Here is a 20,531-nt window from a genome sequence, read left to right as displayed (position 1 = left end):
GGGGAAGCGGTCGTATGGAGTTCCGTCAGTCGAGCAAGCTGAGCGAGGTCTGCTACGAGATCCGCGGTCCGGTGATCGAGCACGCCAACGCGCTGGAGGAGGCGGGCCACAGCGTGCTGCGCCTGAACACCGGCAACCCCGCGCTCTTCGGGTTCGAGGCGCCGGAGGAGATCCTCCAGGACATGATCCGGATGCTGCCGCAGGCGCACGGCTACACGGACTCACGCGGCATCCTCTCCGCCCGCCGCGCCGTGGCCCAGCGCTACCAGGCGAGGGGCCTGGAGGTCGACGTGGACGACGTCTTCCTCGGCAACGGCGTGTCCGAGCTGGTCTCGATGGCCGTACAGGCCCTGATCGAGGACGGCGACGAAATCCTCATCCCCGCACCGGACTTCCCCCTCTGGACGGCCGTGACCACCCTCGCCGGCGCGAAAGTCTCCCAACAACCCACCTCGCGCCGTACAGTTCCGTCATGCCGATCGACCCGGAGTACCTCCACCACGTCTACGAAGGCCCCTTCCCCGCCCTGCTCTACGGACGCAACAGCAGGGACCCCAAGAAGAAGGGCCGCTCCGTCGAAGACCAGCTCGCCGTCGGCCGCGCACTCTGCGACCGCTACGACTGGCCCGTGGCCAAGGTCTTCAAGGACACCGGCATCTCCGCCTCACGCCACGCACGTGTCGGCCGCGACGACTTCGAAGCGCTCCTCGACGCCATCCGAGCCGGAGAAGGCCGGATCGTCGTCGCCTTCGAAGCCTCGCGCTACTACCGCGACCTAGAGGCGTACCTCCGGCTCCGCAACGCGTGCTTCGAAGCCGGCGTCCTCCTCTGCTACGACAACCAGGTCTTCGACCTGTCCAAGCGCGCCGACCGCAAGGCAACCGCCCGGGACGCCATCGACGCCGAGGACGAAGCCGAGACGATCCGGGACCGCAACGTTCGCACCGTCCGGCTGACGGCAGAGGCCGGGAAGCCTGGCGGCCGGCTCCCCTACGGCTACGCCCGACGTTACGACCCGGACACCGGTGACCTCATCGAGCAGTACCCGCACCCCGTCCAGTCGAAGATCGTACTCAAGGCCATGCAGCGCGTGGACTCCGGAGAGTCCCTCTACAGCATCGTCAGATGGCTGCGAGAGACCCCCGACGCCGCACGCCCGGACGGCCACCAGTGGACCGACAAGGCCATCAGGGACGTCCTCCTCAACCCCACCAACCTCGGCGAACGCGTCCACCAGGGCAAGGTGATCGGCAAAGCCACCTGGCGCCCCATCCCCGGCCTCGACGAGCCCGAGGGCCGCGCCCTGTTCAACCGGGTCAAGAAGATCCTCACCGCCCCCGAGCGGCGCACCCAACGCGACTCCAGAGTCCGGCACCTCCTGTCCCGCATCGCCCTGTGCGGGGAGTGCGGCGACCACGCCTTCCTCGCAGCAACGACCCGCGTCAAGGGCAAGCGCTACTACAAGTGCCAGGAAGCCTTCGACACCGGCATGGACGAGGACCGCCTCGACGCCTACGTCGAAGAGGCCGTACTCATGTGGCTGCGGGACAAGAAACAGGCCCGCGCCGCCCTCATCCCGGATGAGGAGGAGACGGCCTCGGTGAACGCGGCGACACAGGAAGAGCTCAACGGCTACCGGGCGCAGCTGGAGGAAGCACGGGGGCTGGCCCGGATGTTCGAGAATGGCCGGCCGCTGCTGTCTGTGGTGTCTCTGTCCGGGTTGGAGCGGGACCTTCTGCCGAAGATCGAGGCTGCCGAGAAGGCACTGGAAGCGTCAACGGGGTTGTCGCCGGTGATGCAGGAGCTGCTGGCGGCGGCTGATCCTGAGCTGGTGTGGGCTGGGGTGCCGGCGGCCGACGGCAGTGTGGAGGGCGGTCTGTCGGTGGAGCAGAAACGGGCCGTGATACGGCAGGTTGTCACCGTTCGCCTGTACCGGGCCAGTAAGCGAGGTGTACGAGCGCTGGAGCCTGGCCGTGTTCAGCTCGCGTTCGTGGGCCAGGCGGCCTTCAGGGACCGACCACTCCGTGCTCCCGTGCCCGCACCCGTTCCTGGTGAGGGAACTGAATGAGGTTGGCTGCCCTCGCGGCGTCGGGCGCGAACTTGCCGCGGTTGAACATGCGCACGGTCGCCTCCATCGCCTCGTTGATGACGTCCCCGCGGCGCTCTTCGAACTCGTCCTCCATCGCTTGCCGCTCGGCCGCGAGCCGGGCGGCGAGGTTGGCGCGCGCGGCGGCCATGTCCCGGTTGAGGCGGCCCTGCTCGTTCTCCAGGGCGGCCTGCGCGGCGAAGTAGCGGGAGCGTTCACGTTCGGCCTCGCGTTGGGCGGCGGCGAGGGCCTTGCGGGCGTCGGCGGTGTCGACGACCCAGCGGTGGACCAGGAGCAGGGCGGCTATGACCAGTGCTGCCGTCGCAAGGCAGGTGCCTGCGACGACGCGGGGGAGGTCCTCGGTGAGGACGCCATCTCCGGTGAGGGTGAGTCCTCCCAGCACGGCCGCCGCTGCGCTGATGGTGGCTCGTGTGCCGCCCGTGCCCATGGGTACCCCCTGCATCACATCTGTTGTGCTGCTGACCCTCCGTCGTCGGCCTGCTGATCGGAGGACTCGTCCTCAAGACGCTTGAGGCGCTCAATGGTTGCGTAGAACATCGCGCGCCCTACCTCGTCTTTGATGCCGAGTCGATCAGCCGCTTCCTCTGGAGTAAGGACAGACCTTACCTGCGACCGATCGGATTCGGACAGTGACTGGAGGGATTCGTGTGACAACACGCCTCCCTCTACCAGAAGGACGCGCACATCAAGCCCCACCCGTTCCGCGATGACTTCGAAGAAGCGGGGCTCCGGGAGGCTGGTTCCGGCCCACATGCGGCTGACGCTGCTCTCAGTCATGCCGGTGTCGCGGGCGAAGCGCGACTTCGCACCGAATCCTGTGTAGCCGGCCCTTTCGGCGGCGGGCACGACGATGTCGGCGAAGCGTCGTGCGCGCGTCGGCTGGGACTTAGTCATGTCCGGTGACTCTATCTCCCTAGTTAGGGATTAGCGACATATTCCCTCGCTCGCAAGGGTGCCCATCAGGCCACTGACCTGCGTTGACGCAGGCCCCCAGCGTGTTCGAACGTGCGTTCGGCTGCAATTTCACCCTTCCTCCACAATCACTCTCCCTTGCGAGCAAGGATTGGTCGGCGTAGAGTCTCCCTCGTGAGCAAGGAATCGCCTTCCACCAGCGACGACCCCTGCCAAACCCCACCCGAAGGAGGTGACTACGTGTACCGCCTCGACATCCCCCGATTCCTCGAAGCCGTCCGACAGCACGGCGACAAGACCAACGTCGCCATCTCACGCCGCACCGGAATCACCGAGTCGTCCGTCTCGCGCTACCTCCGCGGCGAAGCCCAGCCTGACCTGAACTGCGCCATGCGCCTCTCCGAGACCTACGGCATCGACCTCCGCGACGTCATCAAGCGCGTCCCCGTCATCGAGGCCGCCGCATGACCCGCGAAGAGCGCCGCGCCCTCCTCGGCGACGACGTCATCGCCCACATCCACGCATGCGTCGCTGCCGCCCCCGAGCCCTCGCTCGAAGTCGTCGAGCGACTGCGCCGGATCCTCACCCGGCCGGCGGGCCAGTCGACCCCGGTCGAGCCGTCGACGGCTGAAGCCGCCTGACCCCCTGAAACGCGCCGAAGGGCCGCCCGCTGCTTCCCGGCCCGGACGACCCCCGACTACGGCGCCCCTGCGAATCCAAGAAGGAGAGGCCACCGATGGCCCAATCATCTCAGACCAGCAACTACGACCCCAGGGTCCTCCCACTGCACGAGTCGCCGCAGGCACAGGCGTTCGTGGACCGGGAAGGCGACGTGTGGGTCGGCACCGGCCGCACCTCGAACGGTGAGCTGCTGCTCGCCTGCCCGCAGCCGCACAACCCGGAGGACGCCGGCGAGGGCGAAAGCTTCGCGTGGACGCTGCGCCTGGTCGAGGCAGGCTTCGGCCCGCTGACGGAGGTGGCGGCGTGAGCGCCCCGCTGGTGGTGAACACCACGGACGGAACGGTGTGGCTGCGACGTGCGGCCACGCGTGGCGGTGTCGCGCTGTACGCGCCGGCGGCCGTGTGCCAGTGCCCGGAGTTCGTGATGGCGACGGAGGCCGAGCTGGCGGAGCACGGGATCGCCGGGTCGGCGGACGTGCTGCCGATGCCGGTGGCCCGGACGCCGCTGGACGAGGCCGAGGACGAGCTGACGGGCGCGCGACTGTCCCTCTGGGAGGAGGAGCAGGAGAACGCGCGGCTGCGGCTGGCTCTGGCGTCGGCGCAGCGTGGTCGGCGTGACCTGCGGACGCGGCTGGCTGGCATGGCGAACCCGCCGTGGCAGTTGTTCCTCGCCCTGTACGACGGGATGGAGCCGGAGCTGTTCACGACGGCTGAGGCGGCCCGCGCGTTCTGCGATGACATCGCGCCGGTCGACGCTCACGGGAAGTGCTGGGACTGGACGGTCAACGAGCACGGGGTCCACGTCCAGTTCTGGACGCATCCCGACAACGACCAGCCGCTGAGCGAGACGTCCGGGTCGGTGACGCCGATCGTGGTTCAAGGCGCCGAGCCGGTGTCGGAGTTGGAGCAGTTGCGGGCTCGGGTCGCCGAGCTGGAGGCGGAGCGCCACACGACGAACGAGGCGCTGGCGGACGTGACCGTGGCGCAGCGCGCGGCGGAGGCTGCCGCTGCGCCGGGCCCGGACGGGATCACGCGCCGGTTCGCGCCGACACAGGCCCTCCGCGAGGACGGCGAGGACGTGACGCCGCAGGTGCAGAAGCTGCGGGCCCTCCTCGCCGGACAGCGCGCCGCGCTGGAGGACCCGCACGACGGCCCGCTGCACCACACCTACCGCGTGGCCCGGGACCTGCCCGAGATGGGCGGCACGCGATGACGGGCACCCACAGCCCCGCCGACTGGGCGGCGTTCCTGTCGCTCGGAACCAGCGCCTACGCCGCCGTGTCCGTCCCCTTCTTCCTGCTGGTGGACGCCGACCTCGCCGACTTCGACCCGCGGCCGGCGCTGTCCCGGCTGGTGGAGTCCGGGCGCCTGGACCCGCTGCTGGTCGCCGTCGTCAACGCCAAGGCCGACGCCCGCGAGATCGCGGCCGACGCCCGGCACTTCACCGTCCTGCACCTGCGTGACGCCGCGATCTCCGCCGCCGCGCTCCTCGCGCTCCTTCTCCCCGCCGCCGGAGGCCCCCGATGAACCGCATCCGCCTGTACCTGCACCGCCTCTTCCGGCGCCCCGCCATCACCGGCCCGATGCGCCTCTACACCCGGCGCGTCCCCGACGGCGTGTTCCTCGACCTGGAGGAGTACCTCGTCCATGTCATCGAGACCCTCGCCGACGACCCCGACGCGTACGCCCTGTTCCTGGAGCTCGCCGACGACCGCAGCGTTTCGCGGGAGCACGACGGTTGGGAGCCGGAGAAGCTCCTAATGGAGAAGCTCGCGCTGGTGGTCGGCTACGAGGTGCCGGTGCGGGGGGCGGCGCTGACGCGGCTCGTGGGCAAGCTGCGGGCTGCGGCCCCGGCCGCCACGGTCGTCGCGGTCCCGGCCCAGCGTGGGGCGGGTGCCGCATGAGCGCCCGCGACGAGACTGCGGCCAAGCTCCACAAGGCCCTCGTCTCTGCCATGGGCGCCCCGCTGCTGCCGCTCCCTGCGGCCACGGCGCAGTACCTCGCCGAGCATCTTGCCGACGCGCTGGTCCCGTCCTGGCTGCATGAGCGGAAGGCGCGCACGGCGGGCGAGGAGATCGCTCACGTGCTGCTGATGGTGGGGCTGGTCCCTGCGGACTGGCTGCACGCCTTCCGCGCCGAGGTGCTCGCCGAGCACACGGCCGAGGGTGAGGCGTACCCCGGCGAACTGGCCATGCTCCGCGGCTTCCTCGGCGTCGTCCGCGTCATCGCCAAGCACAGCGACATCGACGAGCTCCGCCGCGTCGTCCACGAGTACGAGACGGACAAGCAGGCCGCGCGCACCGAGGCCCGGGAGAAGAGCAGCCCCACCGGGGCCGACGCCACCCCCGAACTCACCGACCGGCAGGCCCGACTCCTCGACGCCACCCGCACCCACGGCGGCACCTGGACCACCCGCCGCGTCCTCGCCCTCTACGCCCTGACCGACCCGGACATCGTCCAGCGCGGCGCGGCCCGCCGCGACCTCACCGCGCTGTGCCGGGCCGGTCACCTGGTCCTGGTCGACGAGCCGGACAACCGCCACTACACCCGCAACACCCGCCACGGCGGTGACCGATGAGCCGCCACCTCGACGCCATCACCTACGTCGCCGCCGCCGGCACCGCGGGGCTGCTCCTCGCTACGGCCGCCGCCCTTCCGTTCCACGGCGAACTCGGCGCGCTGATCTTCATTGCCGTCGCCCTCACCGTCGCATCCCTCGCGGGTGCCCTCACCCCGCCCGCCGCCAGCGCCTACACCCGAGAGGACCGCCGCTCATGACTGGACCCGAGCACTACCGCGAGGCCGAACGCCTCCTGGACGGGCGCACCTTCCCTGCCGACCCCGAGCTCCACATCGAGGAGCGGCACGAGCCGCCGACGGCCGAGGACATCGCCGCCGCGCAGGTCCACGCCACGCTGGCCCTCACCGCCGCCACCGCCATGCAGGCCGCAGTCGACGGCTCCGAGCCCGGCATGGGATCCACCGAGTTCCACGAGTGGTACCAGGCCGCAGGCGTGAAGCCCCAGCCGAAGGGCGGCAACGCCTGATGACGACCACCACCGCGCGCGCCGGGGCTTCGGCCCCGGCCGCCGGCCGCCGCTCCCGCAAGCCGAAGAGCGAACCGACCGGCACCGACCGCATCCCCAAGCCCTCCCAAGGCTGGTACCGCGTCCCCGGCACCGACATCAAGCTCCGCCGCGTCACCACGATCCTGTCCCAGGGCTTCCCGAAGCCGCAGCTCGTGTTCTGGGCCGCCAACCTCACCGCAGCCGACGCGTTCGCCACCCTCCCCAAGCTCGTCGCCGCCTCCCTGCGACCCGAGGACAAGGAAGAGGCCTACGACTGGCTCCGCAAGGGCCACATCCGCAAGAAGGACGAACGCGGAGAGATCGGCGGCGCTGTCCACGACGTCATCGAAGCGAAGGTTCTCGGCGCCCCGATCCCTGAGAGCTTCCTCAGCGACGAGGAGATCGCCCCGTTCATCGACCACTTCCTCCGCTTCGTCAGCGAGTGGGAGATCGAGTTCGAGGCCTCGGAGATGACCGTCGGGAACTTCGCCGACGGATGGGCTGGGAAGCTCGACTACCTCTTCCGCTCCCGCCTCATCGCCCGCTTGCTGAAGGTACCGCCGCAGACGCTGTTCATCGGCGACACCAAGACCGGCGGCGAACTCGACGAGAAGGGCGTGTACCCGGAGGCCGGCGCGCAGATGTCCGCCTACCGCCGGGCGGAGGTCGCGTGGCTGCGAGATGGCACGCAGATCCCGATGCCCAAGGTCCACGACGTCGGCATCGTCCTGCACCTGCGCCCGGAGGGCTACCGGCCCATGCCGCTGAAGTGCGGCGACGAGGTGTACGAGGTGTTCCGCCACGTCCAGCAGGTCGCCGAGTTCCAGCGCGTCCTCGCCAAGTCCGTTGTGGGTGAAGCCCTCACCCTTCCCGCCACCACCGAAGAGAGGGCCGCCTGATGCCCATCCTCACCCTGCAACAGCGTCTGCGAGAGCTGGGCCGTATCCGCCTGGGCCAGAAGGTTGCCACCTCGAACGGCAACGCCCGGCCTGCGAAGCTCAACCGGTTCCGCCTCACCTCCCCGTCGAAGGAGCTCCTCGACCGGGTCGCCGCGAAGTACGGCGGCACCGTCAACCCGTGGACCCCCGACGGTGGGGCCGGTCAGTACGAGGTCATCACCGAGGCGACGCGCATGCCGATCCACGTGCCGCCGCAGCCCGTCTCTCAGTACTACGAGCTGTGGTCCGGCGGCGGATGCCAGCGCCGCTGCGACGGCGTCACCGAACTGCTTAAGGACCGGCCGTGCATCTGCGGCCCGGACCCGGAGCAGCGGCAGTGCAAGCCCACCACCCGCCTGAACGTCGTCCTGTCAGAGATCGAGGGCGTCGGCGTGTGGCGGCTGGAGTCCCACGGCTACTACGCGGCGCTCGAACTGCCGGGCGTGGCCGAGCTGCTCGCGCAGACGGGTGGCTACGTCGAGGCGTTCCTCGGCCTGGAACAGCGCACCGCCAAGCGGGACGGGCAGACCCGGCACTGGATGGTCCCGACCATCGACCTCGCTGTCACCCCGGCCGCGCTGATGGCCGGTGCCGCGTCGGTGGGGACGGCGGTCGCGGCTGGCCCGCAGCGTCCAGCGATCGAGGCGCCGCGCCCGGACTACCTGCGGCTCGCCTCGGTGGCTGAGACACCGGACGCAGTGCGGGAGTTGTACGAGCAGGCCGTCGCCGCGGGGCACATGACCAAGGAGATCGCTGACGCGCTGACAGCCCGCGCGGCTGAGCTCGGCGCCCCGGTCAAGCAGCCCGGGCAGAAGCAGCCCGAGCAGCCGTCGGCCGAGGCTGGGCAGCCGGAGCCGACGCCGGACGAGGAGGGCGTGTACGACGCCGAGGTCGTCGACGACGACCCGGCCGACGTGCAGGACGTCTGGTTCCAGGTCCTCGCCGCAGCTGGCGTGCGCGGTCTGAACACCGAGCAGGTCGAGGCCGGGTTCGCGCGACGCCACGGCGGCACCCACCCGTCGTCCGGGACCGTCGCGCAGATGACGGCGTACCTCGCCGCGCTGAAGGCGGGTGAGGTCGCATGACCGTCTGGTACGAAGGCCGCCTGGCCGGCTTCGACTTGGAGACCACGGGCGTCGACCTGGAGAACGACCGCATCGTCACCGCGTGCGCCGTCCAGTGCGGAGGCGGCCACCCCACCCAGTCCGCCACGTGGATGGCCGACCCGGGCATCGAGATCCCCGAGGGCGCCGCGAAGGTCCACGGCATCACCACCGAGCGGGCCCGCGCGGAAGGACGGCCGGCGGCCGAGGTCGTCGAGCAGCTGGTGGCCGCGCTCGCCGAGTGCGTCCTCGCCGGGCTGCCGGTCGTGGCGATGAACGCCAGCTTCGATCTCACGATCCTCGACCGCGAGGCGCGCCGGTACGGCGTGCAGCCCCTCACGGACATCGTGGGCGGCGACCTCAGGGTCATCGACCCGCGCGTCCTCGACAAGCAGGTCGACCAGCGCCGCAAGGGGCAGCGGACGCTCACGGCCCTGTGCCAGCACTACAAGGTCCCGCTGGACGGCGCGCACTCTGCGGACGCGGACGCCATCGCCGCGTGCCGGGTTGCGTGGCGGCTCGGCTCCCACTTCCCGCGGCTCGGGGAGATGAGCCTCGATGACCTGCACCAGGCGCAGATCAAGTGGGCCGAGGCGCAGGGCCGTTCGTTGGCCGCGTACTTCCGGCGGACGCCCGGCAAGGAGTCGTGGGCGGACGGTGTGCGCACCGAGTGGCCGCTCATCCCGGCGCAGCGTGGGGGTGAGGCGTCATGAGATGGCCCCTGATGAGCCGCAAGAACGGCGTCCCGCGCGGCCGCTACGAGCAGGTCATCGACCAGCGCGACGAGGCCCGCAGCGAGGCCGCACAGCACGTCTGCAAGATCGTCGAGTTGTGCCGTGAGATCGACGCCCTCACCGACCAGCGTGACACGGCACACAAGCGGCTGGCCGACTACGGCCACCGCCGCACCGTCTCCGACGTCCTCGAAGAGCACGAAGCCCACCGCAAGGCCCTCGCCCGCGCCATCGACTCCGGCCTCGAACGGAACTGGGACCAGCTCACCGAAGACGCGGCCCGCCTCCGCAAGGCCGCAGCCGAGTGGATGGCCGACAGCGAGACCGAGCGGAAGCGCGCCGACCACCTTCAGGCCCGCCTCGACGACGCGCTCGGCCTCAACACCAGCCAGGTCGAGGACGGCCGCCTGTGGCAGCACACCCGCACCGACAAGAAGGGGGTCACGCCGTGAACGACCGCATCAGCGCCGGAGCCGCCACGCTCATGACGAGCCTCGCCGGGCTCGCGCACATCACCCGTATGTGGCCGGCACCGACCGGCCGCCACCGGCGTGTCCCGGGCGCCGTCGTCACCCAGGCGTTCCGGCACTGCCCGCAGTGCGCGGCCAACACCTCGGTGGTCGTCCACGCGGACGGCTCCTCCCACTGCACCGACGGCCACACCATCCCGGCCGGAGGCGCACGGTGAACACCACCCTGACCATCACCGCCATCGCCGCGGCGACCGCGCCCGCGCTCGTGTGGCAGGTCCGCCGCGCCATCCGCGCCGACCGGGCCGCCGCCATCGCGCAACTCCAAGCCATCCACGGCACCGGCCCCCAACCCGGCCCCGACTTCACGGCCGGCCTGGACCGGCTGCGGGCCGCAATCCACGAGCAGCAGGAAGGAGCAGACCGCTGATGGGCCACCTCGTACCCGGCACCTGGGCACCCCACGACACCGCCACCACCGACGAGCAGCGCAAGGCCTCCCTGTTCGTGGCCTCCGTCGCCCGCGATGTGGCCGACGCCACTCACCTCCTCAACATCCTCGGCCTGCTGCCCAAGTACCACCCGGCCGTCATGGACCCGGAAGACCACGGGATGAAGGGCTACCGGCTCGGCTGTCGCTGCCAGGTGTGCCGCCGCGCGAAGCGCAACGACGCCAGCCGCAAGCGCGCGGCCGCACGACAAGGAGGCGCCATATGAGCACGCCGACTCTGTTCGACACCAAGGCACCGGCCGCCCCCATGGCGGCCGGGCCCCGCCCCCTCAACATCCCCACCGTCTACGGCCTCGACCTGTCCCTCACCTCAACCGGCATCAGCGACGGCACCACCGCCGACGCCCTCATCCCCGGCAACCGCGACGGACACGACCGGCTGGAGTTCCACCGCCGCGCCATCCGCGACCGGATCCCCGAGGAGACCAGCCTCGTCGTCATCGAGGGCCCGGCCATGTCCCTCGGCTACCGGCCCGGCGTCGAGGAGATGACGTACCTGCGCGGCCTGGTGAAGCACGACCTGTGGAAGCGCCGCATCCCCTACGCCGTCTGCCCGCCACAACACCGCATCATCTACGCCTGCGGCGTCGCCAACCCCGCCAAGGACCACCCCGCCAACCGACGCAAGACCATCGCCAAGGGCATGGTCCGCTACGCCGTCATCGAACGCTACGGCGTGCCCTGCGAGGGCCGCGGACGCTACGACCAGGCCGACAGCGTCATCCTCGCCGCGATGGGCCTGCACTGGCTCGGCTACCCGCTGGTCGTCCTGCCGGACACGCACCGGCGGGCGCTGGCCGGGGTGCAGTGGCCGATGAACCTTCCGGCGGTGGCCCGATGAGCAACTACACCGGCTCCGTCCCCGACACCACCAAGCGCAAGCCCGACTGGCGAACCTCCGCAGCCTGCCGCGGACTCGGCGACGCCATGTTCCCCGACAGCAACAAGAACGCCATCGAAGCCGCCAAGGCCCTCTGCAGGAGCTGCCCCGTGGTCAACACCTGCCTCCAGTTCGCCCTCAACGAGGGAATCCCGCACGGCGTCTTCGGCGGCCTCACCGAAAAGGAACGCGCCGGCCTCCGCCGCCGCATCAACGCGGGCCGCATCACCCCGGAGAACGCCGCCAAGTCTGCTGCGAAGGCCCGCCAGCCGCACAAGGAACGCACCCTGCGCAGCATCTTCGACGACAACACCGTCCGAGTGATCGACGGCCACCTGAAGTGGACTGCCAGCCCCCAGGTCAACTTCAAGGGCCGCGTGTACTCGGTCCGGCAGATCGCGTTCATCCTCGACCGCGGCCACTACCCAGAGGGCAAAGTCCTCACCGGCTGCAGCAACAAGGGGTGCGTGCTCCCCGCGCACCTCGCGGACTACGCAGAGCGGACCCGGTGCGGTACGCGGGGCGGCTACCAGCGGCACCTGGCGAACAGCGAGCCGATCGACGACGCGTGCCGGCAGGCGAACACGGACGCCGACAACCAGCTCCGCCGCACCGGCACCACGCTGAAGCTCGCCGGATGAGCGCGCTCACGATCACGGCCGCGCTGTTCGTCGACTGCGGCGAAGGCTTCGAGATCAAGTCCGGCGACCGCGCCGGACAGATCCGATGGACCGAGCAGCCCCGCGCCCGCTTCGAATGCCTCCGCTGCCACGGCACCGAAGGCCCCGTCACCGGCCCGGCCGCCGTCGCGAAGTTCGTCGCCACCATCCGCGGCGCCCACATCTGCCGCACACGACCACCCACCACATGACCGGCGGCCGGCCCCAAACGGCCGCCACCCGGGGCCCGCCCCGCCTTCCCCCTCGCCACCGGGGCGGGCCGGCCCACCCAAACCAGCGCACCACCAACCGAGAAAGGCACACCGTGACCCAACCCATCGACGCCGACGTCAAGTTCGACAGCAAGGTGCTCACCGACGTCGCCGAAGCCCTGGAACCCCTCGCCGAGGAAATGTTCAAGCAGCGCCGCGGCCGGTGGATGGCCGTCGTCGAGCTGGCCCACGTCGAGCGCACCGAGCCCGGCCCGGACGAGGACAAGCAGCCGACGGTCAAGGTCCGCGTCACGAGCATCGAGGTGGCTGCCGACGAGGTCACCCGCGGCCGGCTGCGCGGCGTGCAGCGGGAGATGTACGACCGGCGCACCTCCGGCGGAACCCTCTTCCAGCAGGACGACGAGGTCGCCTGATGAGCGCCCGGCCGTGGGGAGGCGCTGACTCCCGCCGCTCCGCGGCCGGGCCCCGTACCTGTGAGCGCTGCGGCCAGCCCGTCCTCCGCCAGAAGGACGGGCTGCCGTGGACGGTCACCGTCGACGAGCAGCGCTACACGCCCGACGAGGCAGCGAAGTTGGCCAGCCCGAACCGGCTGGCCTGGTGCCTACGCGAAAGCAAGTGGTCCGGGACGCGGCTGGTGGAAGTACTGCCGGTCTTCCACAACCCGGCGTGCACGTGGGCGCACGTCATCGAGCACGAATGTCCGCCCGAGATCGCGGCGCATGGGCGCCGGCCGGAAGGAGCGATGTGGTGAAGGCGTCAGGACTGCGCCTGCTGCTCCTCGACCTCGCGGACGAGGCGCCGCACGTGCTCGCGCGTGTACCCGGTCATCGCCACGACCTCGCTTTGCCGCATGCCGCCCCGTATCGCCTCAGCCATGGCGAGCGCCAGGGCGGCTCGCGCGTCATCTGCGCGTTTCTCGGCAGCGTTCTTGGCGCGCACTGCCTTCCGCAGCGTGGCGACGGTCTCTTCGGTGGCGGGCATGGCTGCATGTTCGCACATCGATGTGGCCACACGGAAGCGGAACCCCCCAAGCAACATCACATAGGCCACATCAATGTGGCATCATGGATGTGCGGCAAGCCGCCCTGACCCGGAGGTCAACACCCATGCCCTGACCTGCACTTCCGCAACACGATCAAGTCTTGACCAGCGACAGGAGACAGCCCGTGACGAACGTCCGCCCCTTCCCGCGCGACACGGCGGACGACGACGGCCTCAACCGGAAGCCTCCGGGAGACCCCGCCGCGGAACGCGCAGTGATCGCCAGATGCATTCACCACCCCGAGGAGTACCTCGACGCCGCGGAGATCGTCACCAGCGAAGACTTCACCGAGCCCGCACACCGGCTCCTCTGGGACGTCATCGGCCACCAGCTCGCCGACGGCAAGCCCACCGACCCGATCAGCCTCCGCGCCGCCGTCGACGCCCTCGGACAGCTCCGCCTCTTCAACAACGGCACCATCATCTGGGAGATCTCCGGCGAAGCCGGCCCCGGCGACGCCGCCTACTACGCCGACCTCATCCACGCCAAGACCCGGCTGCGCCGCATCGACGACCTCGCCGTCCGACTGCGCTCCGGCGTCCTCAACGGCGGCGCAGTCGACGAACTCGAAGAGCAGATCACCGGCTACGTGCAGGAGCGCACCTCGCGCGGCACGGGCACCTCCCGCTTCGTCCCCGGCGGATCGTTCATCCTCGACCGGCCCGACACCGTCCCCGCCATCTGGGGCGAGGGCGACCAGGTGCTGTGGGCCGAAGGCGAAGCCCTGATCATCGCCGGGCCGCCTGGCGTCGGGAAAACTACCGTCGGCCAACAGGTCCTCCTCGCCGCGATCGGCGTCCGCCCCCACGCCCTCGGCATGGCCGTCCGCCCCGCCAAACGCGTCCTCTACCTCGCCTCCGACCGACCCCAGCAGGCCGCCCGCTCCATGGCCCGCATGGTCACCGACGAGCACCGCGACCTCCTCAACCAGCACCTCGTGTTCTGGCCCGGCCCCCCGCCCAAGGACTTCATCAAGGACCCCGGCGTCCTGCTCCGCCTCGCCAAACAGGCAGGCGCCGACATCGTGTGCCTCGACTCGCTGAAGGACATGGCCGGCGAACTCGCCTCCGAGGAAGGCGGCCAGGCCATCAACTCCGCGATCCAGCGCACCCTCGTCGAGGGCATCGAGGTCCTCGCCCTGCACCACCACCGCAAGCAGGGCGGCGGGAAGGACTCCGGCCGCGAGCCGACGTCGCTGGACGAGCTGTACGGCTCCGTGTGGATCACCTCGGGTGCCGGGTCGGTCGTGTCCCTGTGGGGCGCCGCGGGCGACCCGATCGTGTCCTTCAAGCACCTCAAGCAGCCTGCCGCCGAGTGCGGCCCGTGGCGCCTCAAGCACGACCACCCCGTCGGCGTCACGGAGATCTGGCACGAGGTCGACGTCCTCGACATCCTCGCGCACGCCAAGACGCCGCTGACGGCCCAGCAGCTCGCGTGCCAGATCTACTCCCCGGACAAGGGCAAGCCGTCCGCGTCGGAGGTCGAGAAGGCCCGCAGGCGGCTGGACCAGATGGTGGAGAAGGGCCTCGCGCACAAGATCGCGAACGGTGGCGGGCGCGGGAGTCAGGCCGGGTACGTGGCGGCGTTCTCGTCGACCGGCGAGCTTCCCGAGGCGGGCTGACACCATGTCACGAATTAACTCACGCGAATGCTCACGATGCTCACGCGAACGCTGCAAAGAAACTCACGCGGAAACTCACGCTGCTCACGGTAACCGGCATCTGCGCAGGTCAGAAACTCACGCGGAAACTCACGCGGTTCACGGTCACGGAGAGTACAAACTCACGGCAAATACTCACGCGGAAACTCACGCGGGTCACGGTTTCGACGTTTCCGCAGGTCAAAAACTCACGCGAAACTCACGCAGCTTTCTCACGGACCCCCTCTCTCTAAAGAGAGAGGAGGGGGTCCGACCCCGCGCAAACCCCACACCCGCCCCAGGAGCCACCCCCATCAAGACCTACCGCCGCCACAACTGCACCCGCACCCACCGCACCTGGACCGCCTACGCCAAATGCATCTGGCCCCGAGCCACCTGGATCCACGGCAACGGCCCCTTCGCCTCCATCGCCCGCTGCGGACGCGACACCACCATCCAGCTCTGCACCACCGCCGACGACGCCCACGAGATGAAGGCCGTCATCGACAACAGCGGATGCGGCGGCCTCTGCCAACGCCGGCACGAGGTCATCCAACTCATCAGACCCGAGCGCTGACCCACACCGGCTGCGACCCCGCCACCGGAAGCCACCCACCCACCAGCCACGCACCCCACGACGCCGCCTGAAAGGAACCCGCCATGACCACCCTCACCCCCAACCCCCACAGCCCCTACGCCGACGCCGACCCCACCAGCCGCCACATCTTCACCACCCTGATCTTCTTCACCGCCCCCGAACCCGGCGTCCTCGCCCCCACCGCCTGCGAAGCCCTCGCCGTCGTCCCCGAAGAGCAGCTCACCGAGACCCGACCCGACGCCGAACTCCCCGACGGCCTCTGCACCGTGTGCGTGTCCGTCATGCAGGGCGGCAACCCCCCGAACCGCCCCAGCACCGAGTGCGGCGAATGCGGCTCCCCGACGTGGCACGGCGCCCTCTGCGCGCTCTGCCGGCAGGAGAAGCACGACGCCTGGTGGCCCACCCGCAACCAGCAGCCCACCGCCTGAGCCGCCCAACACACAACCGCCCAACTGACCAGTCGGTCAGCAACGCCACCAAGGAGCAGCACCGTGAGCACCGACTCGAAGACCGAACTCACCACCGCCATCTACGACGCAATCGCCGCGTTCAACGCGGTCGCCTGCTGGGGGACGCTCCAGCACGCGCGGAACCGGCAGTACCTCGCCGAGCACCTGGCCGGAGCCCTGAGCGCCGCCGGATGGGCTCCGGGTGAGGAGACGCTCGTCGCCGAAGTCCGCCGCCTCCGCGCCGAGCTGGCCGGTCCCCATGCCGAGACCCTCCGTGCTGCGGGCTGGACCGAGTGCTCACCCGCTTGGCTCGCTGCGAACCCCGGCCAGTGCGCGACTGCGGCGCGCATCCCTGGCGGCACGGCCGTCTCGCACTGGCACCCGCAGCAGGCCGAGCCCGAGGCGCAGCAGCCGGCCGAGTCGTGCGGGAAGTGCCGCCAGCCCTTCGACCCCGCCGACCCCCGCTTCGACGGCCACGCCCGACACGGCGACACCCCGTTCTGCCGCCGCTGCGTCGACGCCTGCCACGAGTCGACGGACGCTTTCCACGCGTGCGCCATCTGCCGGTGAACAGACCAGCCGCAGCCGGTGCGGAATGGCGCGACCGGGCAGCCTGCGCCGGCCACGACACCGCGATCTGGTTCACCTCGAACGGCCAGTCCACCACCGCGAAACAGATCTGCGGCCGCTGCCCCGTCCGCGCCGAGTGCCTCTACGACGCCCTGAAGACCGAGCCGTCCTACCACCGCTACGGCATGTGGGGCGGACTCACCGCCCAACAGCGCAACAGCATCCCCGCCCTGCCCACACCGAGAACAGCAGCGCTCGCCGCGCTCCGCGAGGTCTTCGACCGCCTCCCGGATTCCGACTCCGACCCGCAGCCCGAAAGGACAGACCAGCCCATGACCACCACCAGCAGCCCGGGCACTGCGCCCACCGAGGCCATCCCCACCGGCAAGCTCCTCAAGTGGGGCGACGACCACCCCGACCCGCAGGTGCAGGACCAGGCCGCCCGCGCCCGCGCCGCGCTCCTCGGCCTCCGCAAGCGGTACGCCGCCGATCAGGAACTCACCGCCATCACGACCGAGGCGGAGCAGCTGGAGAAGCGCCTGGCTGAACTCCGGGCGCGTGAGGCCGAGCTGAAGCCGGCGAAGGCGCGGGCGAAGGGCGGACCGCGGAAGAAGCTCGACTTCGACACCCGTGTCGTGCGGGCGTGGGCGCTGGAGAACGGCGTGGAGTGCCCGGTCAACGGGCGGGTGCCGAACGCGGTGGCCGAGAAGTGGCGCGCCGCCACCCAGACGCAGACCGCATGAGCTGCGAACCGGCCGTCCCGCAGGGCGCGCGGGACGGCCGGTCACCCCGAACCATCCCACACACCTGGAGCCACACCATGACCGAACAGCCCGTCGGACCCCGCTGCGGGAACAACCCGAACGTCCGACTCACCGACGGCGACCGCAAGGCCGTCGCCGACTTCAAGGCCCGCCTCGCGCTGCAGGCCGCTATCAAGCCGTACGTCGACGCCGCGGCCTGGGTGGGCGGTGACCCGCTGATGGAGGTCATCGCCGCCGCGGTGTGGGAGCACTGCCGTACCGAGGGCACGAGCCTCGTCACTGACGACCCGCGGAACATCGCCGCCGTCGCTGCCGCAGTGGCCCGCGCCGCCGAGGCGCAGCAGCAGGAGCCGGACGACACCGACCTCACCGAGCCGGACATCGACCGGATGATGGCCGCCGGTGTCCCCGTGCAGATCGTCACCGGGCCGCCGGACGCGCACGGAGCCGGGGCGCAGCAGCAGCCCGACACCGGAGCGCCGTTCGCCACCCGGGTGCTGGAGATCTTCGCCAAGGCCGACTCGCACGGCGACCTCCTCTGGCGCATCGTCGACGGGCAACCCGAGTTCGCGGCCAACGTCAGCGACGTCTTCGCCTGGGGTGGCGCCGACGCCGAAGACATCACCGCGGAGACGCTGCCCGTGCTGGAGCAGGCGTTCACGGACCTTGCCGCTATCCGCAGCACCGAGTTCGTCGCCGACCTGTACGCGGCCCGTCTGCGGAAGATGCGACCGCAGGGCGCGGCGTACCCGGGCAACACCCACCCGAGCTGGCGTGAGGTGTCCATGCTGTTCGACGCGTGCGGGCCCGAGCGGGAGTTGGGGCTCGGCAACCCGAAGCCTGCACCTGCGCACGCCCCGCCCGCCCCTGTGGCGCAGCAGCCCGCGGCAGAGGACACGTGTCGCCCGGTCGAGATCGACGGCGAGATCATCCGCGTCCGTGGCGCAGCCGAGATGAGCGAAGAGAGCCGGGCCGCGCTCGCCGAAGTGATCGCAGCAGCCAAGCGGCGGTACCTCGCTGAACACCCCGAAGACGAGCAGCAGCCCGCGGCAGCCGACGGCGAGGACACGCGGCCCTCGCCCACAGCCGTGCTCCTGGCCACCCGGTGCGACACCTGCCAACACACCCTCAACTGGCACCGCAACGACGTCGGATGCACTGTCCCCCTCTGCGTCTGCGGCCGCTTCCAGCCGCCCACCGAGGAGCCCCAGCCGTGACCGCCCCGACCGTGCCCGGGCTGATCGTCATCGTCAGCCTCGCCTGCTGGACCCTCGGCTGGCTCTGCTTCGCCGCCGCCGGCATCACCGCCCTCGCGACCGCCATCCGCAACTACCGCAACCGGGAGAGGCCTTGATCATCCACGACGCCGCGACCGCATGGCTCGCCATCATCCACGCCGCGGCCGCCTGGGTGCAGATCCTCGCCGGACTGCTCGCCATCGTGCTGTGCGCGGCATCGATGCTCGTCGCCCCCGCCGCAAGAGCCGTACGACGCCGTGTGACGCGGCCGTCCTGGGCTCGTGGGCGCGCCCGGGCTCGGATCATCGCCCGACGCACCCGCACAGCCCCCTGGGTCCACACACAACCACTCGACTACGAGGAAGCAGCGTGATCGCCCGCTACATCGCGGTCGGCATCATCTGCGCCCCATTCATCAGCGCGCTCCTGCTCGGCCTCGGCCGGGCCGGACGCGCCCTCCACAACCGCCTCATCCGAAGGAGCCCCCGATGACCAACCGACACCCCAGCACCACCCACCTGCTCCGCTACTTCGAGTACAGCCACCTGCCTGAGCGGCTCCAGGCGTTCAGCGCGCCGTTCTCCGAGCTGGCGCACAGCGTCGTCGGCTACCTCCCGGATGGGCCCGAGCTGACGGCCGGGCTGCGGAAGCTGCTGGAGGCGAAGGATTGCATCGTCCGCGCGGCCGTCGACCAGGAGCGGGACGAGGCCGCGGCCGCCGACCCGGACGGCGGTGAGCGATGAGCCTCCAGCACGCCACCATCACCGTCCACATCACCTACAACCCCGACCAGATCCAAGCCCGCGACGTCATCGCCAACGCCCGCATCCGCTTCGGCGACGCCCTCGGAGCCATGAACGGCGTCACCGGCTGGCAGACCACCGGCACCACCGAACCCGCAGACGAGGAGCCGGCCCGATGACCGGCCCGTCGTCCACGCCCCGGGGCGAGCACACGCCCGCCCCGGGCGTCACCTGGAACACCACCATCACCACCACCGGTGAAGTCGTCGTCCCCGACGGCCCATGGGGCGGCCCCGCCAAGCTCACCCTGTGGAGCAGCGACGGGCCCACCGCCCCGGCCAAGCCGAACCGCGAGACCCGGCGCGCCATCGCGCGCGCAGCACGGAGGAAGAAGTGACCGACGTCCCCGCCGAGGAGCAGCTCCGGACCCACGTCCGCCACGCCCTCGGCGCGGCCCACCTCAGCCAGGCCGAAGCCGCCCGCCAACTCGGCCTCAGCACCAAGCACCTGAGCCAGATGCTCACCGGCCGCGCCACGCTCACACTCACCTGGGCCGAAGGGCTGCTCGGCCTATGCGGAATGAGCCTCGTGATCGACATTCGACCCGACGACCCCAGGAACACGACATGACCGACCGGATCCCGCTGGACGACCTCACCAGCGACCAACTCGACCAGCTGTACGACCAGCTTGAGGTGCAAGCCGCCTCGCTCACCCTGTACGCGGAGCAGCTACCGCGCGCTGAGGAAGAACTCGCCGCGCTCCGTGCCGTGGCCCGCGGCTACTGCCCCGACTGTGGCCGAGGAGACGCCGCACCCACCCTCGCCGACTGGGAACAGCAGAAGCAGCGCGCCGACCAGCTCGCTGCCACGCTCCGCGAAGTCCTCGTCCGTGAGGTGACCGAGCAGCCCGTTGCGGCAGAGGATTACGCCCGTTGGACCGCTGCGCTCAACCAGTTCGCGCCGGGCCCGGCAGCGACCCAAGCGACCGAGGCCGACACCTGCGGCCACGTCATCGACGGCGGGTTCGGCCGCCCCCTCGGCCCCTGCCTCCGCCCGGTTGGCCACCGCGAGGTGTTCCACCGCGACGCGAACGGCACCGAATGGAGGCCAACCCGCAGCGCACCCACCGGCGGGGAACTCCGCCCGGCTTGACGGCGGTGGCATCCTGCTGGTGCGGGCCGACCGCGGCAC

The 20,531-nt window shown here is 70.7% G+C and carries 39 protein-coding genes and 1 pseudogene; 36 read left to right on the top strand and 4 right to left on the bottom strand.

The annotated features are described in order from the left end of the window. Positions 1-14 precede the first annotated feature (14 nt). A pseudogene (locus ACFYX0_RS08360) lies at positions 15-435 on the top strand (aminotransferase class I/II-fold pyridoxal phosphate-dependent enzyme); the annotation flags it as partial. Between the two features lie 37 nt (positions 436-472). Beyond that, positions 473-2,068 carry a recombinase family protein gene (locus ACFYX0_RS08355; RefSeq protein ID WP_388967896.1) on the top strand — a complete coding sequence of 532 codons (1,596 nt, stop codon included), beginning with the start codon at positions 473-475 and terminating at the stop codon, positions 2,066-2,068. Here the strand turns inward: ACFYX0_RS08355 and ACFYX0_RS08350 are convergent. After that, a complete protein-coding gene (locus tag ACFYX0_RS08350; protein ID WP_388967893.1) occupies positions 2,007-2,549 on the bottom strand; it encodes a hypothetical protein in 543 nt (180 codons plus the stop codon). The two genes, ACFYX0_RS08355 and ACFYX0_RS08350, sit on opposite strands and share 62 nt — an antisense overlap. Continuing rightward, positions 2,549-3,001, bottom strand: a complete 453-nt coding sequence (locus ACFYX0_RS08345; RefSeq protein WP_388967890.1) for an XRE family transcriptional regulator — start codon at positions 2,999-3,001, stop codon at positions 2,549-2,551. Before ACFYX0_RS08345 ends, ACFYX0_RS08350 begins: the two co-directional genes overlap by 1 nt. A 192-nt stretch (positions 3,002-3,193) precedes the next feature. Between ACFYX0_RS08345 and ACFYX0_RS08340 the strand changes: the two genes are divergently transcribed. The 21 genes from ACFYX0_RS08340 to ACFYX0_RS08240 all read left to right on the top strand — a co-directional run bounded on the left by ACFYX0_RS08340 (position 3,194) and on the right by ACFYX0_RS08240 (position 13,046). Further along, positions 3,194-3,487 carry a helix-turn-helix domain-containing protein gene (locus tag ACFYX0_RS08340; protein WP_388967888.1) on the top strand — a complete coding sequence of 98 codons (294 nt, stop codon included), beginning with the start codon at positions 3,194-3,196 and terminating at the stop codon, positions 3,485-3,487. Continuing rightward, on the top strand, positions 3,484-3,660 hold the full coding sequence (locus ACFYX0_RS08335; protein ID WP_388967885.1) for a hypothetical protein: 177 nt from the start codon (positions 3,484-3,486) through the stop codon (positions 3,658-3,660). The genes ACFYX0_RS08340 and ACFYX0_RS08335 overlap by 4 nt, the downstream gene beginning before the upstream one ends. A gap of 95 nt (positions 3,661-3,755) precedes the next feature. After that, positions 3,756-4,007: a hypothetical protein gene (locus ACFYX0_RS08330; protein ID WP_388967882.1), complete on the top strand. Its 252-nt coding sequence runs from the start codon at positions 3,756-3,758 to the stop codon at positions 4,005-4,007. Further along, positions 4,004-4,912, top strand: coding sequence for a hypothetical protein (locus tag ACFYX0_RS08325; protein ID WP_388967879.1), 909 nt, complete (start codon positions 4,004-4,006; stop codon positions 4,910-4,912). Before ACFYX0_RS08330 ends, ACFYX0_RS08325 begins: the two co-directional genes overlap by 4 nt. Further along, positions 4,909-5,226: a hypothetical protein gene (locus tag ACFYX0_RS08320; RefSeq protein WP_388967877.1), complete on the top strand. Its 318-nt coding sequence runs from the start codon at positions 4,909-4,911 to the stop codon at positions 5,224-5,226. Before ACFYX0_RS08325 ends, ACFYX0_RS08320 begins: the two co-directional genes overlap by 4 nt. After that, positions 5,223-5,603 carry a hypothetical protein gene (locus tag ACFYX0_RS08315; RefSeq protein WP_388967874.1) on the top strand — a complete coding sequence of 127 codons (381 nt, stop codon included), beginning with the start codon at positions 5,223-5,225 and terminating at the stop codon, positions 5,601-5,603. Before ACFYX0_RS08320 ends, ACFYX0_RS08315 begins: the two co-directional genes overlap by 4 nt. Then, positions 5,600-6,277, top strand: a complete 678-nt coding sequence (locus ACFYX0_RS08310) for a hypothetical protein (RefSeq protein WP_388967871.1) — start codon at positions 5,600-5,602, stop codon at positions 6,275-6,277. Before ACFYX0_RS08315 ends, ACFYX0_RS08310 begins: the two co-directional genes overlap by 4 nt. Continuing rightward, positions 6,274-6,477: a hypothetical protein gene (locus ACFYX0_RS08305; protein WP_388967869.1), complete on the top strand. Its 204-nt coding sequence runs from the start codon at positions 6,274-6,276 to the stop codon at positions 6,475-6,477. Before ACFYX0_RS08310 ends, ACFYX0_RS08305 begins: the two co-directional genes overlap by 4 nt. After that, positions 6,474-6,746: a hypothetical protein gene (locus ACFYX0_RS08300; protein ID WP_388967866.1), complete on the top strand. Its 273-nt coding sequence runs from the start codon at positions 6,474-6,476 to the stop codon at positions 6,744-6,746. The genes ACFYX0_RS08305 and ACFYX0_RS08300 overlap by 4 nt, the downstream gene beginning before the upstream one ends. Next, on the top strand, positions 6,746-7,666 hold the full coding sequence (locus ACFYX0_RS08295; protein ID WP_388967864.1) for a hypothetical protein: 921 nt from the start codon (positions 6,746-6,748) through the stop codon (positions 7,664-7,666). Before ACFYX0_RS08300 ends, ACFYX0_RS08295 begins: the two co-directional genes overlap by 1 nt. Beyond that, the gene (locus ACFYX0_RS08290) at positions 7,666-8,790 is read left to right on the top strand and encodes a hypothetical protein (RefSeq protein WP_388967862.1); all 1,125 of its coding nucleotides are present in this window, start codon (positions 7,666-7,668) and stop codon (positions 8,788-8,790) included. Before ACFYX0_RS08295 ends, ACFYX0_RS08290 begins: the two co-directional genes overlap by 1 nt. Continuing rightward, the gene (locus ACFYX0_RS08285) at positions 8,787-9,521 is read left to right on the top strand and encodes a 3'-5' exonuclease (protein ID WP_388967860.1); all 735 of its coding nucleotides are present in this window, start codon (positions 8,787-8,789) and stop codon (positions 9,519-9,521) included. The genes ACFYX0_RS08290 and ACFYX0_RS08285 overlap by 4 nt, the downstream gene beginning before the upstream one ends. Continuing rightward, positions 9,518-9,994, top strand: coding sequence for a hypothetical protein (locus tag ACFYX0_RS08280; protein WP_388967857.1), 477 nt, complete (start codon positions 9,518-9,520; stop codon positions 9,992-9,994). The genes ACFYX0_RS08285 and ACFYX0_RS08280 overlap by 4 nt, the downstream gene beginning before the upstream one ends. Further along, positions 9,991-10,230 (top strand): hypothetical protein, encoded by a 240-nt coding sequence (locus ACFYX0_RS08275; protein ID WP_388967855.1) that lies wholly within the window; start codon positions 9,991-9,993, stop codon positions 10,228-10,230. The genes ACFYX0_RS08280 and ACFYX0_RS08275 overlap by 4 nt, the downstream gene beginning before the upstream one ends. Continuing rightward, the gene (locus tag ACFYX0_RS08270) at positions 10,227-10,442 is read left to right on the top strand and encodes a hypothetical protein (protein WP_388967852.1); all 216 of its coding nucleotides are present in this window, start codon (positions 10,227-10,229) and stop codon (positions 10,440-10,442) included. Before ACFYX0_RS08275 ends, ACFYX0_RS08270 begins: the two co-directional genes overlap by 4 nt. Continuing rightward, the gene (locus ACFYX0_RS08265; protein ID WP_388967849.1) at positions 10,442-10,729 is read left to right on the top strand and encodes a hypothetical protein; all 288 of its coding nucleotides are present in this window, start codon (positions 10,442-10,444) and stop codon (positions 10,727-10,729) included. The genes ACFYX0_RS08270 and ACFYX0_RS08265 overlap by 1 nt, the downstream gene beginning before the upstream one ends. Then, entirely contained in the window at positions 10,726-11,364 is a 639-nt protein-coding gene (locus ACFYX0_RS08260; RefSeq protein WP_388967846.1) for a hypothetical protein, read from the top strand. Before ACFYX0_RS08265 ends, ACFYX0_RS08260 begins: the two co-directional genes overlap by 4 nt. Then, positions 11,361-12,044 (top strand): WhiB family transcriptional regulator, encoded by a 684-nt coding sequence (locus ACFYX0_RS08255; protein WP_388967843.1) that lies wholly within the window; start codon positions 11,361-11,363, stop codon positions 12,042-12,044. Before ACFYX0_RS08260 ends, ACFYX0_RS08255 begins: the two co-directional genes overlap by 4 nt. Next, complete coding sequence (locus ACFYX0_RS08250; protein WP_388967840.1) at positions 12,041-12,274, top strand: hypothetical protein; 234 nt, start codon at positions 12,041-12,043, stop codon at positions 12,272-12,274. The genes ACFYX0_RS08255 and ACFYX0_RS08250 overlap by 4 nt, the downstream gene beginning before the upstream one ends. 113 nt (positions 12,275-12,387) lie before the next feature. Beyond that, entirely contained in the window at positions 12,388-12,708 is a 321-nt protein-coding gene (locus ACFYX0_RS08245) for a hypothetical protein (protein WP_388967837.1), read from the top strand. After that, positions 12,708-13,046 (top strand): hypothetical protein, encoded by a 339-nt coding sequence (locus ACFYX0_RS08240; RefSeq protein ID WP_388967834.1) that lies wholly within the window; start codon positions 12,708-12,710, stop codon positions 13,044-13,046. Before ACFYX0_RS08245 ends, ACFYX0_RS08240 begins: the two co-directional genes overlap by 1 nt. Before the next feature lie 5 nt (positions 13,047-13,051). On the opposite strand, the gene ACFYX0_RS08235 is transcribed toward ACFYX0_RS08240, so the two are convergent. Next, positions 13,052-13,276: a hypothetical protein gene (locus ACFYX0_RS08235; RefSeq protein ID WP_388967832.1), complete on the bottom strand. Its 225-nt coding sequence runs from the start codon at positions 13,274-13,276 to the stop codon at positions 13,052-13,054. 185 nt (positions 13,277-13,461) lie between these two features. On the opposite strand from ACFYX0_RS08235, the gene ACFYX0_RS08230 reads away from it, so the two are divergent. Further along, positions 13,462-14,958 carry a DnaB-like helicase N-terminal domain-containing protein gene (locus ACFYX0_RS08230; protein WP_388967830.1) on the top strand — a complete coding sequence of 499 codons (1,497 nt, stop codon included), beginning with the start codon at positions 13,462-13,464 and terminating at the stop codon, positions 14,956-14,958. A gap of 384 nt (positions 14,959-15,342) precedes the next feature. Here ACFYX0_RS08230 and ACFYX0_RS08225 read toward each other — a convergent pair whose 3' ends face one another. Further along, entirely contained in the window at positions 15,343-15,480 is a 138-nt protein-coding gene (locus ACFYX0_RS08225; RefSeq protein ID WP_388967828.1) for a hypothetical protein, read from the bottom strand. Between the two features lie 156 nt (positions 15,481-15,636). Here ACFYX0_RS08225 and ACFYX0_RS08220 point away from each other — a divergent pair, with 156 nt between their 5' ends. The 12 genes from ACFYX0_RS08220 (at position 15,637) to ACFYX0_RS08165 (ending at position 20,492) form a co-directional block, all read left to right on the top strand. Then, positions 15,637-16,002, top strand: coding sequence for a hypothetical protein (locus tag ACFYX0_RS08220; RefSeq protein WP_388967825.1), 366 nt, complete (start codon positions 15,637-15,639; stop codon positions 16,000-16,002). 63 nt (positions 16,003-16,065) lie between these two features. Beyond that, a complete protein-coding gene (locus ACFYX0_RS08215; RefSeq protein ID WP_388967822.1) occupies positions 16,066-16,593 on the top strand; it encodes a hypothetical protein in 528 nt (175 codons plus the stop codon). Beyond that, a complete protein-coding gene (locus tag ACFYX0_RS08210) occupies positions 16,590-17,336 on the top strand; it encodes a WhiB family transcriptional regulator (protein WP_388967820.1) in 747 nt (248 codons plus the stop codon). The genes ACFYX0_RS08215 and ACFYX0_RS08210 overlap by 4 nt, the downstream gene beginning before the upstream one ends. A 77-nt stretch (positions 17,337-17,413) precedes the next feature. Further along, positions 17,414-18,574 (top strand): hypothetical protein, encoded by a 1,161-nt coding sequence (locus tag ACFYX0_RS08205; protein WP_388967817.1) that lies wholly within the window; start codon positions 17,414-17,416, stop codon positions 18,572-18,574. Further along, positions 18,571-18,711, top strand: coding sequence for a hypothetical protein (locus tag ACFYX0_RS08200; protein ID WP_388967816.1), 141 nt, complete (start codon positions 18,571-18,573; stop codon positions 18,709-18,711). The genes ACFYX0_RS08205 and ACFYX0_RS08200 overlap by 4 nt, the downstream gene beginning before the upstream one ends. Next, positions 18,708-18,968, top strand: a complete 261-nt coding sequence (locus ACFYX0_RS08195) for a hypothetical protein (protein WP_388967813.1) — start codon at positions 18,708-18,710, stop codon at positions 18,966-18,968. Before ACFYX0_RS08200 ends, ACFYX0_RS08195 begins: the two co-directional genes overlap by 4 nt. Further along, positions 18,965-19,087, top strand: a complete 123-nt coding sequence (locus ACFYX0_RS08190; RefSeq protein ID WP_388967810.1) for a hypothetical protein — start codon at positions 18,965-18,967, stop codon at positions 19,085-19,087. Before ACFYX0_RS08195 ends, ACFYX0_RS08190 begins: the two co-directional genes overlap by 4 nt. Next, positions 19,084-19,338, top strand: coding sequence for a hypothetical protein (locus tag ACFYX0_RS08185; protein ID WP_388967807.1), 255 nt, complete (start codon positions 19,084-19,086; stop codon positions 19,336-19,338). Before ACFYX0_RS08190 ends, ACFYX0_RS08185 begins: the two co-directional genes overlap by 4 nt. Further along, complete coding sequence (locus ACFYX0_RS08180) at positions 19,335-19,517, top strand: hypothetical protein (protein WP_388967806.1); 183 nt, start codon at positions 19,335-19,337, stop codon at positions 19,515-19,517. Before ACFYX0_RS08185 ends, ACFYX0_RS08180 begins: the two co-directional genes overlap by 4 nt. Next, complete coding sequence (locus ACFYX0_RS08175; RefSeq protein ID WP_388967804.1) at positions 19,514-19,735, top strand: hypothetical protein; 222 nt, start codon at positions 19,514-19,516, stop codon at positions 19,733-19,735. Before ACFYX0_RS08180 ends, ACFYX0_RS08175 begins: the two co-directional genes overlap by 4 nt. Beyond that, a complete protein-coding gene (locus ACFYX0_RS08170) occupies positions 19,732-19,968 on the top strand; it encodes a helix-turn-helix domain-containing protein (protein WP_388967801.1) in 237 nt (78 codons plus the stop codon). Before ACFYX0_RS08175 ends, ACFYX0_RS08170 begins: the two co-directional genes overlap by 4 nt. After that, positions 19,965-20,492, top strand: a complete 528-nt coding sequence (locus ACFYX0_RS08165; RefSeq protein WP_388967798.1) for a hypothetical protein — start codon at positions 19,965-19,967, stop codon at positions 20,490-20,492. Before ACFYX0_RS08170 ends, ACFYX0_RS08165 begins: the two co-directional genes overlap by 4 nt. The last annotated feature ends 39 nt before the right edge of the window (positions 20,493-20,531 follow it).

This window comes from Streptomyces sp. NPDC002573 (assembly GCF_042889625.1).
In the GTDB taxonomy this organism is placed as follows: domain Bacteria; phylum Actinomycetota; class Actinomycetes; order Streptomycetales; family Streptomycetaceae; genus Streptomyces; species Streptomyces gibsoniae.
The sequence above is the reverse complement of the archived record's forward strand: the minus strand, read 5'-3'. Positions and strand labels throughout refer to the sequence as shown.